This is a genomic window from Curtobacterium sp. ZW137, assembly GCF_003762905.1.
GTDB lineage: Bacteria > Actinomycetota > Actinomycetes > Actinomycetales > Microbacteriaceae > Curtobacterium.
In genome coordinates this window covers 626,556-639,222 of the sequence record NZ_RJKS01000003.1, presented here as the reverse complement: position 1 = coordinate 639,222, position 12,667 = coordinate 626,556, and the positions used below count along the sequence as shown (strand labels likewise).

At 71.4% G+C, this 12,667-nt stretch carries 10 protein-coding genes; 4 read left to right on the top strand and 6 right to left on the bottom strand.

Translation table 11 applies throughout. From position 1 onward, the window contains the following. Positions 1–7 precede the first annotated feature (7 nt). Positions 8–895, bottom strand: a complete 888-nt coding sequence (locus EDF55_RS12685; protein WP_123655302.1) for an SDR family oxidoreductase — start codon at positions 893–895, stop codon at positions 8–10. A 121-nt stretch (positions 896–1,016) separates the two neighbouring features. On the opposite strand from EDF55_RS12685, the gene EDF55_RS12680 reads away from it, so the two are divergent. After that, on the top strand, positions 1,017–2,414 hold the full coding sequence (locus tag EDF55_RS12680; RefSeq protein WP_123655301.1) for a GAF domain-containing serine/threonine-protein kinase: 1,398 nt from the start codon (positions 1,017–1,019) through the stop codon (positions 2,412–2,414). Positions 2,415–2,601: 187 nt separating this feature from the next. Here EDF55_RS12680 and EDF55_RS12675 read toward each other — a convergent pair whose 3' ends face one another. The 5 genes from EDF55_RS12675 to EDF55_RS12655 form a co-directional block, all read right to left on the bottom strand. After that, on the bottom strand, positions 2,602–3,525 hold the full coding sequence (locus EDF55_RS12675; RefSeq protein WP_185017375.1) for an ROK family protein: 924 nt from the start codon (positions 3,523–3,525) through the stop codon (positions 2,602–2,604). Beyond that, positions 3,522–5,219 (bottom strand): ABC transporter ATP-binding protein, encoded by a 1,698-nt coding sequence (locus EDF55_RS12670; RefSeq protein WP_123655300.1) that lies wholly within the window; start codon positions 5,217–5,219, stop codon positions 3,522–3,524. The genes EDF55_RS12675 and EDF55_RS12670 overlap by 4 nt, the downstream gene beginning before the upstream one ends. Next, complete coding sequence (locus EDF55_RS12665; protein WP_123655299.1) at positions 5,216–6,112, bottom strand: ABC transporter permease; 897 nt, start codon at positions 6,110–6,112, stop codon at positions 5,216–5,218. Before EDF55_RS12665 ends, EDF55_RS12670 begins: the two co-directional genes overlap by 4 nt. Positions 6,113–6,167: 55 nt before the next feature. Further along, positions 6,168–7,127, bottom strand: coding sequence for an ABC transporter permease (locus EDF55_RS12660; RefSeq protein WP_123655298.1), 960 nt, complete (start codon positions 7,125–7,127; stop codon positions 6,168–6,170). Between the two features lie 86 nt (positions 7,128–7,213). Further along, positions 7,214–9,010 carry a peptide ABC transporter substrate-binding protein gene (locus tag EDF55_RS12655; RefSeq protein ID WP_123655297.1) on the bottom strand — a complete coding sequence of 599 codons (1,797 nt, stop codon included), beginning with the start codon at positions 9,008–9,010 and terminating at the stop codon, positions 7,214–7,216. Between the two features lie 188 nt (positions 9,011–9,198). Between EDF55_RS12655 and EDF55_RS12650 the strand changes: the two genes are divergently transcribed. Genes EDF55_RS12650 through EDF55_RS12640 form a run of 3 tightly spaced genes read left to right on the top strand, consistent with a single transcriptional unit; the run spans position 9,199 to position 12,663 of the window. Further along, the gene (locus tag EDF55_RS12650; RefSeq protein ID WP_123655296.1) at positions 9,199–10,383 is read left to right on the top strand and encodes an ROK family protein; all 1,185 of its coding nucleotides are present in this window, start codon (positions 9,199–9,201) and stop codon (positions 10,381–10,383) included. Beyond that, positions 10,376–11,920 (top strand): M81 family metallopeptidase, encoded by a 1,545-nt coding sequence (locus EDF55_RS12645; RefSeq protein ID WP_123655295.1) that lies wholly within the window; start codon positions 10,376–10,378, stop codon positions 11,918–11,920. The genes EDF55_RS12650 and EDF55_RS12645 overlap by 8 nt, the downstream gene beginning before the upstream one ends. Then, complete coding sequence (locus EDF55_RS12640; protein WP_123655294.1) at positions 11,917–12,663, top strand: copper homeostasis protein CutC; 747 nt, start codon at positions 11,917–11,919, stop codon at positions 12,661–12,663. The genes EDF55_RS12645 and EDF55_RS12640 overlap by 4 nt, the downstream gene beginning before the upstream one ends. The last annotated feature ends 4 nt before the right edge of the window (positions 12,664–12,667 follow it).

Genomic DNA, 12,667 nt, shown 5'->3' with positions numbered 1-12,667 from the left:
GCCGTCGTCAGAACGCGGGGGTGCCGCCGGCGATCGTGATCGTCGAACCCGACTGGTAGCTCGACTCGGGGCTGACGAGGTGCACGTACGCGGCACCGAGCTCCGCCGGCTGGCCCGGGCGCCCGAACGGCGACTGCTCACCGAAGTGCGACACCGTCTCGGCGTCGTCCGAGCCCGGCTGGAGCGGCGTCCACACCGGCCCTGGCGCGACCGAGTTGACGCGGATGCCCTTCGGCGCGAGCTGCTGCGCGACGGCCTCGGTGAAGAGCTTGATCGCGCCCTTCGAAACGGCGTAGTCGATCTTGTCCGGGGACGGCGTCGACGCCTGGATCGACCCCGTGGTGACGATCGTCGAGCCCGGCTCGAGGTGCGGGACCGCGGCCTTCGTCAGCCAGAACAGCGAGTAGATGTTCGTCTTGAACGTGGAGTCGAACATGGACGTGTCGAGGGTCAGGATGTCGTCGTTGCTGTCCATCCGACCGGCGACCATGACGAGGGTGTCGAGCCCGCCGAACTCGTCGACGGCCTTCTGCACGAGGTCGCCGCAGTACTGCTCGTCCGAGATGTCGCCCGGGAACAGCACCGCACGGCGTCCCTCGCCCTCGAGCAGGTCGCGCACCTGCTCGGCGTCCTCCTGCTCGTCGGGGAGGTAGGAGAGGACGAGGTCGGCGCCTTCACGCGAGAGCGCGATCGCGGCGGCACGTCCGATGCCCGAGTCGGCGCCGGTGACGATCCCGCGGTAGCCCTTGAGCCGGCCGAGGCCGACGTAGCTGTCCTCGCCGTGGTCGGGCTTCGGGTCCATCTTCCACGCGGCACCCGGCAGTGACTGCTCCTGCTTCGGGTACGGCGGTGCGGGGTAGAGGGTGTTCGGGTCGCGCTTGTCGTACTGGCTCATGGCTCCAGCATCCTCACGCTCCCGCAGACCGCGTTCAGCCGCTCCACGCAGCCCGTCGCTGCCGAGCGCCGGAGAGTGCGAAGATGCAACATCAGTTCGGCGGTACCGAGACAAGGGATGCATGGCACCGATGGAGGGTCAGGAAGCGCAGCAGGCGCTCCTCGCTGGACGGTACCGCTTGACGTCGGTCATCGGGCGGGGCGGCATGTCGATCGTGTACGCCGCCCACGACGACACCCTTGATCGCCCGGTGGCCGTGAAGGTCTTCCACCCCGGGCTGGTCGACATCGCGCGCCAGGAAGCGGAACAGGGCGTCCTGGCATCGCTCGACCACCACAACCTCGTCAGCCTGCTCGACGCCGGCGTCGTCACGGACCAGCACGGCGCGCAGCAGCGCTTCATCGTGATGGCGCTCGTGCACGGCCAGGACCTCGAGGAGCGGCTCGCGCTCGGCCCGCTCGCATCACGGCACATCGCCGAGATCGGGTACGACATGGCCGAGGCGATGCACTACATCCACGACCGCGGCGTCGTGCACCGTGACGTCAAGCCGTCGAACATCCTGCTCGTCGACTACGGCAACGCCGCCGATCGCGCCCGGGCACGTCTGACCGACTTCGGCATCGCCCTCGCCCAGGGCGTCGAGCGCCTGACGGCGGACGGCGTGACGACGGGCACGGCCGCCTACCTCAGCCCGGAGCAGGCATCCGGCGGCGAGGTGGGTCCCGCGAGCGACGTGTACTCGCTCGGCCTGGTGCTGCTGCAGTGCTTCACCCGGCGCCGCGAGTTCCCCGGGTCCCTCGTCGAGTCCGCGGTCGCCCGGCTGTCCCGGGACCCGGTCGTCCCCGAGCCGCTCCCGCCGCACTGGCAGGACGTCCTCCGTGCGATGACCGCACGCGACCCCGCGGCTCGTCCGACCGGCGGAGCGCTGGTGTCGTTGCTCCGGGACGTCGTCATCGCCGACACCGCCGGCGACGACCAGGGCGCACAGCCGGTCCCCGTCCCGCCCAGCACGGCGCAGCCGGCAGCGGTGCGCCCCGCGACCCTCGACGTCCTGCCGGAGGAGGCGCTCCAGCGGACCACCGCCATGGCGGCACGGCTGTTCGACGCCCCGATCGCGCTGGTCGAGGTGCTCGACGAGGACCGCGAGTGGTCGCAGTCGTACATCGCCGAGGGCATCGACGAGTCCGCGCGCAACATCAGCTTCCGCAACGGGTTCGCGCCCGTCCCGGTGCCGGTCGTGATCCCCGACGGCTCGGCGCACCCGGAGATGCGCGAGAGCCCGCTCGTCACCGGCCCGCTCGGGATCCGGTTCTACGTCAGCGTGCCGCTGGTCCGCCACGACGGGGTCGCGATCGGCACCCTCGCGGTGCTCGACACCCGTGCGCGGGACACCGACGACGCGGACATCGCGAACCTCCGGGACCTCGCCGCGCTGGCCGTGACCCAGCTGGAGTTGCGGCAGGAGTCGCTCCGCTCCACGAGCGACGCGCTGCCCCTGGGGACGCCGGAGCACTGAGCCCGCTCAGCGCTCGGCCTCCGGCAGCGCGACCGTCGCACTACCGAAATCGATCCGAACCGCGGATGTCCGTGGTTCGAATCGGTTTCGGTTGTGCTGCGCCGATCCGCACCGCGGACGCACGCGGGTAGCGCGGGTAGCGCGGGTAGCGCGAGCACCGCGAGCGGGGCGGCGCCAGCAGCGCGCGCTACGCGAGCTCGGGATCGCGGACGAGCGCCCGCACCTGCGCGGCAGCGCCGAGCGCGACCGCGTCCGACCCGAGCGTCGAGGGCTCCACGCGGATCGTCGCACCGCTCACCGGCGGTTCGGCGGCGATCGCGGCGGTGATCGCCGGCCCGAGCAGGTCCCACGACCGCGCCACCCCGCCGCCGATGACGACGGTCGTCACGTCGAGGATGCCCGCCGTCAGCAGGATGCCCCGAGCGATGCCCCACCCGGCGTCCGTGAACACCGCTGCCGCGTCGACGTCGCCGTTCCTGGCGGCGTCCGCGACCTCGTGCGCGGCGAGGCGGTGCCCGGTCCGTGCCGCGTACCGCGACGCGATGCCCGGTGCGGCGGCGATGGTCTCGAGGTGCCCGTACTGCCCGCAGGTGCAGAGCGCGTCGCCGAACCCGGGCACGTGGCCGATCTCCCCCGCGGCGCCGTGGGGTCCGGCGAAGAGGGTGCCGTCGAGCAGGATCGCTCCGCCGACACCGGTCCCGAGTGTCATCCCGAGCACGTCCCGCGCGCCGGTGACGGCACCGGCAGCGACCTCCCCGAGCAGGAACGCGTTCACGTCGTTGTCGAGCGTCGCGGGCACACCGAGTGCCGCCGACACCGCGTCGGTCACGCCGTAACCAGCCCAGCCGGTGAACGAGTTCCCCGTGACGAGGACGGTCCCCGTGGTCGCGTCCACGACGCCGGCAGCGCCCACCCCGACACCCGCCAAGGAGGCCCGGTGCGTGTCGAGCAGGTCGCTCACCGCGCCGAGGGCCGCCGCCACGATCGCCGCCCCGCCCGCGTGCGCCGGCGTCGGCAGGTCGCGGCGGTCGATCACCTCGAGCGCCGGGGTCGCGAGCACCACCTTCGTGTTCGTGCCGCCGACGTCGATGCCGGCCAGCACACGCGTCACGAGGACACCGCCGCGAGGGTCGCGAGCCGTTCGGTGCGGCGCTGCCGCTGCAGCACCGGGTCCGGGACGGGCACCGCGGCGAGCAGGCGCCGCGTGTAGTCCGTCGTCGGGTGCAGGAGCGTCGTCCCGGTGGTCCCCTGCTCCTCGATGACGCCGCGGCGCATCACGACGACCCGCTCGGCGAAGTGCTGCACGACGGCGAGGTCGTGCGACACGAACAGGCAGGCGAAGCCGAGCTCGCCCTGGAGCTCGGTGAGGACCTCGAGCACGGCCTCCTGCACGCTGACGTCGAGCGCCGAGGTCGGTTCGTCGGCAACGAGCAGCCGGGGGTCGAGCACGAGCGCCCGAGCCAGGCTCACGCGCTGCCGCTGGCCGCCGGAGAGTTCCCGGGGCGCCCGGTTCGCGAGCGCCCGGGGCAGCCGCACGGCGTCGAGCACCTCGTCGACACGCCTGCGCCGATCGCTGGTGGACATCCCGCGGCGGTGCACGGCGAGCGGTTCTGCGATGCACTCCCCCACGGACATCCGGGCGTCGAGCGACGCGACGGGGTCCTGCAGGACGACGCCGATCCCGGAGCGCAGCGCCCGCGCGTCCCGTCCGCGGGCCCGGCGGAGGTCCTGCCCGAAGAGGTGCACCGAGCCGGCGGTCGGCCGGATCAGCCCGAGCGCCACCCGCGCTGCCGTGGACTTGCCGGAGCCGGACTCACCGACCAGGCCGACGGTCTCCCCCGCGTGGACCGCGACGTCGATGCCGCTCAGGGCGTGCACCGCGCGCGCCCCGAGCCCGAACGTCACCGAGACGTCCCGCAGGTCGACCACCGGAGCCGAGCCGGGCCTCCCGTCGGTCGCACCGGTCACCGATGTGTCCGGAGCCGCCGATCGGTCGCGAGCGGCGACGGACTCGGGCGTGTCCAGGCGGGGCACCGCCGCGAGCAGCCGCTTCGTGTACTCGTGCTGCGGACGCAGCAGGACGTCCTCGACGCTGCCGGTCTCCACGATCGCCCCCTGGAGCATCACGGCCACGCGGTCGGCGAAGTCCGCGACGACACCCATGTTGTGGGTGACGAGCAGGACGCCGGTCCCGCTGTCCACCGCGAGTGCGCGGAGCAGCTCGAGGATCTCGGCCTGCACCGTGACGTCGAGCGCCGTCGTCGGCTCGTCCGCGATGAGCAGCTTCGGCGAGTTCGCGATCGCCATCGCGATCACGACGCGCTGTCGCTGTCCGCCGGACAGCTGGAACGGGAAGTTCTTCGCGCGCGAGGCAGGGTCGGGGATCCCGACCTTCCGCAGCAGATCGACGGCTTCCTCAGCAGCGTCCGCTGCCGAGACGGAGCGGTGGTTCCGGATCACCTCGGCGATCTGCGCACCCACCCGGGTGAGCGGGTCGAGCGCGGTCGCGGGCTCCTGGAACACCATCGAGACGGTGCTGCCTCGGAGTCCGCGGAGGGCGGGCTCTGCTGCACCGATCACCTCGTGGCCGGCGACGACCGCACTGCCGGTCGCCGTCGCGTTGCCGGAGAGCAGCCCCATCGCGGCGAGCGCGACGGTGGACTTGCCCGAGCCGGACTCCCCGACGAGCGCGAGCGTCTCGCCCGGCGCGACCGACAGGGAGACGCCGTGGACCGCGTCGACCGTGCCGGACTCGGTGCTGAACGAGACCCCGAGGTCCGTGGTCTGCAGAATGGTGTCGGTCATCCCCGGCCCCTCACGTCGAAAGCGTCCCGGAGCCCGTCGCCCACCGCGTTGAACGCGCAGACGACCAGGATCACGGCGAGACCCGGCGGCACGATCAGCCACCACCGCCCCGAGTACGCGGCGGTGAGTCCCGCCGAGAGCATGCCGCCCCAGTCCGTCGCCGGCGCCTGCACGCCGAGGCCGAGGTAGGAGACGTACGCGACGAGGAGGATCGCGTCGGCGACCTGGAACGTCGCCGCGACGACGATCGTCGAGACCGAGTTCGGCAGCAGGTGCTTGCCGATGGCGCGGGCGTGCGAGCCGCCGATCGCGCGGAGCGTCAGCACGTAGTCGCGGTTCTTCAGCGTCAGCGTCTCGGCCCGGATCAGGCGGGACGGCACGAGCCAGGACACCAGGCCGAGGATCACGATGAGCCCGGCGACACCCGGCGTGGTGATCGCCGAGATCACGAGCAGGATGAACAGCGCGGGGATCGCGATGCCCGCGTCCACGATGCGCATCATCACGGCGTCGACCCAGCCGCCGACGTACCCGGCGACGGACCCCCAGAGCGTCCCGACGACGGTGGCGAGGACACCGGCGGCGATGCCGACCATGAGCGAGACCTTGCCGCCGTACATCAGGCGGCCGAGGACGTCGTGGCCGACGGCGTCGGTGCCGAGCCAGTGCGTGGCGCCCGGGCCGAGGTTCGCCTGCGACAGCTGCGTGTGGGTCTGGTCGGTCGGGTACAGGAACGGGCCGACGAAGCAGAACAGCACGATCACGACGATGACGGCGAGGCCGATGACGGCGAGGGTGTTGTGCGAGAACCGTCGGGCGGCGAGCCGCCACCCGGTGGACGCGACGGAGACGGTCCCGCCGGGGGCTTCCGGTGCGATCTGCACGGTGGTCATGCGCGACCTGCCTTCACTGTGCGGTGTCGGTACGTGTCGATGTGAGCTGCGCCGGTCATGCGCGGTCCGCCTTCACTCGGGGGTCGATCAAGGACTGCGCGACGTCGGCGAGCAGCGTGCCGATCACGGTCGCGATCGAGATGACGAGCACGCAGCCGAGGAGCGTCGGGTAGTCCGAGGACTGCGCCGCGTTCCAGAACAGCAGGCCCATTCCGGGGTAGTTGAAGAGCTGCTCGGTCACCAGCGCGCCGCCGAACAGCACGGGCAGGTAGTAGCCGAGCATCGCCACGACCGGCGTCAGGGAGTTCCGGAACACGTGGCGGCGGAGGATCGTCATCGTCGACGCCCCTCCGGCCCGGGCCGTGCGGACGTAGTCCTCCTGCAGGTTCTCCAGCGTCGAGGCCCGCATGTACCGGCTGAACACGGCGATCATCGCGAGCGCTCCGGTGAGCACGGGCAGGACGAGTCCGGCGGGGTCCTGGAAGACCTCGGCGAGGGTGTTGCCGCTCGGTGCCTGCGACGGCAGCCACGGCAGCTGCTGGCTGAACACCACGATCAGGATGAGCCCGAGGAAGAACGCCGGCGTCGAGTAGAAGACGAAGGCGAGCGCGGTGACGGTGTAGTCGACGGCGCCGTTCCGGCGGGCCGCCTGCCACATGCCGATCGGGATCGCGATGACCAGCCCGAGGACGGCGGAGAGCCCGGTGAGGACGAGGGTCTTCGGCAGGCGCTCGCGGATGAGCTGCGAGACCGGCTCGTTGAGTGTGTACGAGGTGCCGAGGTCGCCGGTCAGCAGCCGTCCGAGGAACCGGAAGTACTGCACGGGCAGCGGCTGGTCGAGCCCCTGCGACTGGTTGAAGGCCGCGATCTGCGCCGGCGTCGCGGAGACGCCGAGGACGCCGCGCGCGGGTCCGCCGGGCAGCGCGTGCAGCAGGCAGAACACGACGATCGTGACGATGAGGATCACCGCGAGCGCCTGGAGCACCCGCCGGGTGAGGTAGAGGGCAGTGGTCATGCTGCTTCCGTTGGTCGGTTGGTTGCCGCGAGCAGGACGGGAGGCTCGGTGCGGGTCGGACCCGCACCGAGCCTCCCGTCAGGTGGTCACTTGCTCCACTTCCACTGGGCCGGGTGGAAGTTCGCGAGCGAGTCCTGGTCGAACCCGGTCAGACCCTGCTTGACGACGGAGACCTGGTAGTCCGGGCTCGGCAGCCAGATGACCGGCAGGTCCTTGGCGACGGCGGCGCTGTACTGCTGCACGGCGGCGGAGTCGGTCGAGGTGGTCGTCGCGTCGATGAGCGCGTCGACCTGCTTGTTCGAGTAGCTGCCGAAGTTCGCCGAGCCGCCGGTCTGGAAGAGCGACTCACCGGTCGGGTAGGCCGGGAAGTACCAGCTGCCCGCGGTGCCGAAGAAGGACAGGTCCCAGTCGCAGCTGGCTTCGTCGCTCGTGCAGGTCGGGGTCTGCGACAGGACGCTCGACACCGGAGCCGTCTTGATCGTGAAGCCGATCCCGGTCTTCTGGAGCGAGGACTGGATGGCGCTCATCATGTTGTCGGTCACGGTCGAGCCGGACTGCGACAGGACGGACATCGTGAACTTCGTGCCGGCCGCGACGCCCTCGCCGCACTGGCTGGCGCCGGACCCGGCGTCGGTGCAGACCATCGTGCCGCTCTTCTCGGTCCAGCCGTGGCTGGTGAGCAGGGCCTTGGCCTTCGCGGTGCTGAACGGGTACGGGTTGTCCTTCTGCGTGTCGGACACGTAGTCGGACGCCTGCGCCTGCGGGATCGGCCCGTAGGTCGAGGTGGCCGTGCCGTTGAAGACGACCTTCGACAGGCTCTTCTGGTCGACCGACATCTGCACCGCCTGGCGGGCGTACAGCTGCTTGAAGACGGCGCCCATCGTGGGGTTGTTGAAGTTGTACGGCATGTACGTGATCGCCCAGCCGGTCCACGGCTCCACGTCGTAGCCCTTCGACGTGAAGGAGTCCTTCTGGTCGAGGTCGGTGGCGTTGATGTAGCCGTAGTCCACCGCGCCGGAGCGGACGGCGTTCGTCTCGGCGTCGGTCGTCGTGTACGGCAGCAGGTTCACCGTCGTGATGGAGGGCTTCTCGCCGCCGTCGTACTGCTTGTTCGCGGTGAGCTGCACCTTGCCGGCGGTGGTGAACGAGGTCACGCCGTACGGCCCGGAGATGGTCTTCCAGAGGTCGTCACTGGCGTAGTCGGAGATCTTCCCCGCGGCGGTGTTGAGGTACTTCCAGACGGCCTTCGCACCGGCGGTGGTCTCGTCCGCGTCGGTCACCTTCGCGTCCGCGCTGGTCTTGTCCCAGGCGTGCTGCGGCAGCGGGATGATGTGGCTCAGCTGGTTCGCGAGCATCCAGTCGGAGTTGTACGCCTTGTCGAACGTGATCGTGAAGTGCGTGTCGTCGACGGCCTTGAACGAGGTCCAGTTGTCCGGCGCCTTGCCCTCGGAGTACGAGCCCCACTGGGCCTTGTTCGCCTTGATCAGGTTGAACCAGAACTCGACGTCGCGGCTCGTGATGGCCTTGCCGTCGGACCAGTGCCGGTCGCCGAGCGTCATCGTGACGCTCTTGCCGTCGCTGGCGAAGTCCGCGGCCGTGGCGACGGAACCCGCCTTGTTCCACGCGATCTTGCCGGTCGAGCCGTCGTAGGCGACGAGGGGTTCGTACAGCGACTGCGCGATGGAGCCGTTGTTCGTGTTGAGGTGCGCTGCGGTGCCGATCGGGAGGATCCAGTTCGGCGTGAAGTTGGCCGGCAGCGCGTAGTTGATCTCGTCGGACTTCGCGTTCGTGGTGGCGGAACCGCCCCCGGAACAGCCGGCGAGCAGCGCGCTGACCGCGAGCGCCGCTCCGGTGAGGAGGGCCCAGCGACGGGGCTTGGTCATGCGGACTCCTTGTACGAGGGATGTCGGGATGCGCACAGTCAACGACCAAAGTCGTTGGAAAAACAAACGTTCTCGTGTAAATACTTCGTTTCTGCGGTTCGGTGGAAAGGGTTCACCGCTCTGTCTGCCCGTTAGAGTCGCGGTCGAACGGCAATTCGCCCGTGCTTCCGCCTCGATTGGAGAAAGTCGTGCCGGACCTCAGTTCCCGGGTGCTGGAGCTCATCGCATCCGGTCAGGCGTCGAGCCGGACCGAGATCGCCCAGCTGCTCGGTGCCGCGCCGTCGACCGTCTCGCACGTCGTCGGGCAGTTGCTCGAGCACGGCATCCTCGCCGAGGAGGGCACCGACGCCTCGACCGGTGGCCGGCCCCGCAAGGTGCTGCGGATCGGCGGGGTGGACGAGTACGCGGTCGCCGCGGACGTCGGCGGCGGGCACGCGCGCGTCGGCATCGTCCTGCCGGGAGGCTCGCTCGAGTCGGTCGCGAACGTCCCGTTCGCGCTCTCCGACGGTCCGACCGCCGGCCTGACGCGCCTGGCAGCGCTGTTCGACTCGCTGATCGACGGCCGTGGACGTGACGGACTCCGCGGCGTCGGGCTGAGCCTGCCCGGCCCCGTCGACGTCGAGGCGGGGGTCGTCGACCTGCCGAGCCGGATGCCCGGGTGGAACGGGTTCCCCGTCGTCGCCTGGTTGACCGAGCGCTTCGGTGTGCCGGCGGCGGTGGACAACGACGCGAACTGCATGGCAGCGGGCGAGCAGACGGTGCAGGACCCGGCCAGGCGGCAGGCGATCACCATCAAGGCCGGATCGGCGATCGGCGCCGGGATCATCATCGACGGCCGGCTCTACCGCGGGTCGACCGGCGCCGCCGGGGACATCACGCACGTGCGCATCGACGCGGCCGGGGACACCCCCTGCTCGTGCGGCAACACCGGGTGCCTGGAGACCGTGGCGTCCGGTGCCGCCCTCGTGCGGATCCTCTCCAGCGCGGGTGTCCCGGTGTCCTCGACCGCGGACGTCGTCCGGCTCGCCTCGGACGCCGACCCGGAGGCGACCCGCGCGGTGCGGCTGGCCGGGCGGTACCTCGGCGAGGTGCTCGCCGCCAACGTGAACTTCTTCAACCCCGATGCCGTCTACCTCGGCGGCATCCTCTCCACCCTCGACCCGTTCGTCGCGGCCGTGCGGGGCCAGCTCTACCAGAGCTGCCACCCGCTCGTGACCGAGCACCTCGCCATCGAGCGCGCATCGCTCGGCGCGGACGCGGGTCTCGTCGGCGCCGGGCAGTTCGCCCTGCAGCGGGGCCTCGCGGCCTCGTTGCAGGAGCTGTCCACGCCCATCCCCCAGTCGACCACCAGGAACAGGAGCGTCCGTGTCTGACACCGTCCCCACCTCGCCCACCGCACCCGCCCGCCGCCCGGTCATCGCGATCGCCGGGCTCGCCATCGAGACCTCGACGTTCACCCCGACCAGGACCCTCGCGCCGGCCTTCCACCCGGACCGCGGGGACGAGGTCGTCGCGCGGTACCCGTTCCTGGCGTCGCTGGACGCGGACTTCCACGGCGCACTGATCGGGCACGCGCTGCCCGGCGGGATCGTCGCGCGGGACTCCTACGAGGCACTCGCGGACGAGATCGTCGCGCGGCTGGCCTCGATCGTGTCGACCACGTCCGTGGACGGCCTCTGGTACGACATCCACGGGGCGATGGTCGTCGAGGGGCTGGACGACGCCGAAGCGGACCTGCTCGGACGCATCCGCGCGGTGATCGGCCCCGACGTCATCGTGTCCGCGTCGATGGACCTGCACGGCAACGTCACGCAGGAGCTCGCGCACCAGGTCGACCTCGTCACCTGCTACCGGATGGCCCCGCACGAGGACGCCATGGAGACGAAGGAACGCGCCGTCCGGAACCTGGTCGACGTGCTCACCACCCGGCCCGTCGGGGCCCAGCGCCCGGTGAAGGCGTGGATCCCGATCCCGGTGCTGCTGCCCGGCGAGCAGACCTCCACGCGCATCGAGCCCGCCGCGTCGCTGTACGCCCAGGTCCCCGAGGTCGAGGCGACCGACGGCGTGCTCGACGCCGCGATCTGGGTCGGGTACGCCTGGGCCGACCAGCCCCGCGACCGCGCCGTCACGGTCGTCACCGGATGGGACCGGGACGCCGTCGCCGCCGGTGCCGAACGACTGGCGCGGGCGTTCTGGGACGTCCGCGAGGACTTCGTCTTCGTGGCGCCGACCGGCTCGTTCGACGAGTGCCTCGCCGCCGCACTCGCCCCCGGTGCCGCACGGCCGTACTTCATCTCCGACTCGGGCGACAACCCGACCGCCGGCGGCTCCGGCGACATGACATGGGGGCTCACGCAGGTGCTCGCGCACCCGGCGTTCCAGTCCGCCGACGGCCCCGTCGTGATCTACGCGAGCGTCCCCGGCGCCGCCGCCGTGGCCACCGCGGTCTCCGCGGGTGTCGGTGCGACCGTCACCGTGACCGCCGGCGCGACGGTCGATGCCGTGCACGCCGGACCGATCACCATGACCGGGCGGGTGCACGCGATCAAGCACGGCGACCGCGACGCCGAGACCGAGGTCGTGCTGCAGGTCGGCAGCGTCTTCGCGATCCTCACGAAGCTCCGGAAGCCGTACCACCACGAGCACGACTTCACCGACCTCGACCTCGCGCCGCGCCAGGCCGACATCGTGATCGTGAAGATCGGGTACCTCGAACCGGAGCTGTTCGACATGTCCGCCGACTGGATGCTCGCGCTCACCCCCGGTGGCGTCGACCAGGACCTCGAGCGGCTCGGGCACCACAGGATCGTGCGACCGATGTTCCCGTACGATCGGGTCTTCCCGACCGCGCCCGACCTGCGCGCCCGGATCATCCCGTCCTCGAACGAACCACTCGGAGCCATCGCGTGAGCACTGCCCCATCCGTCTCGCTCGAGATCGCCGTCACCTCGCCAGGCGGTGCGGTCGTCGCGCGGGACGGGGGCGCCGACCGGGTCGAGCTCTGCGTCGGACTGGAACTCGGTGGGCTCACCCCGTCGCAGGCCCTCGTCGAGGCCACCCACGAGACGGGCATCCCCGCGCACGCGCTCATCCGCAGCCGGCCGGGCGGGTTCGTCTACGACGCCGCCGAGATCGAGCTCATGGAGCGCGAACTCCGCGCCGTGCTCCGATCCGGGGCCGCCGGCGTCGTGGTCGGGGCACTGCGCCCGGACCACACCCTCGACGACGACGTGCTCCGTCGCTTCGTGGACGCCGCACGCTCCGTCCGCGACTCCGTCGAGGTCACCCTGCACCGGGCGATCGACCACGCCGCCGACCCGGTCGCGGCTGCCGCGACGCTCGCCGACCTCGGGTTCACGCGCGTGCTGACCTCGGGCGGCCAGCCCACCGCCCTCGCCGGAGCCGCGACGATCGCCCGGATGGTGTCGGCCGCCGGGCCGGTGCAGGTGATGGCGGGCGCCGGGGTCATCCCCGCTGACGTCCCGGCGCTCGTCGCCACGGGAGCAGCCGCCGTCCACCTCTCCGCGAAGCGTCCGGCGCCGGACAGCGCGCACGCGGGCGTCCCGATGGGCGGTGCCGACGACGGCTCCGCGCACTTCGTGACCGACGCGGACGTCGTCCGCGCTGCGCGCGCCGCCCTCGACGAGGCGTAGCCCG

Excerpts from the sequence above, each read along its gene's own strand:
- EDF55_RS12685 (WP_123655302.1), bottom strand. The coding sequence starts at position 895 with ATGAGCCAGTACGACAAGCGCGACCCGAACACCCTCTACCCCGCACCG.
- EDF55_RS12680 (WP_123655301.1), top strand. The coding sequence starts at position 1,017 with ATGGCACCGATGGAGGGTCAGGAAGCGCAGCAGGCGCTCCTCGCTGGA.
- EDF55_RS12670 (WP_123655300.1), bottom strand. The coding sequence starts at position 5,219 with ATGACCGACACCATTCTGCAGACCACGGACCTCGGGGTCTCGTTCAGC.
- EDF55_RS12665 (WP_123655299.1), bottom strand. The coding sequence starts at position 6,112 with ATGACCACCGTGCAGATCGCACCGGAAGCCCCCGGCGGGACCGTCTCC.
- EDF55_RS12660 (WP_123655298.1), bottom strand. The coding sequence starts at position 7,127 with ATGACCACTGCCCTCTACCTCACCCGGCGGGTGCTCCAGGCGCTCGCG.
- EDF55_RS12655 (WP_123655297.1), bottom strand. The coding sequence starts at position 9,010 with ATGACCAAGCCCCGTCGCTGGGCCCTCCTCACCGGAGCGGCGCTCGCG.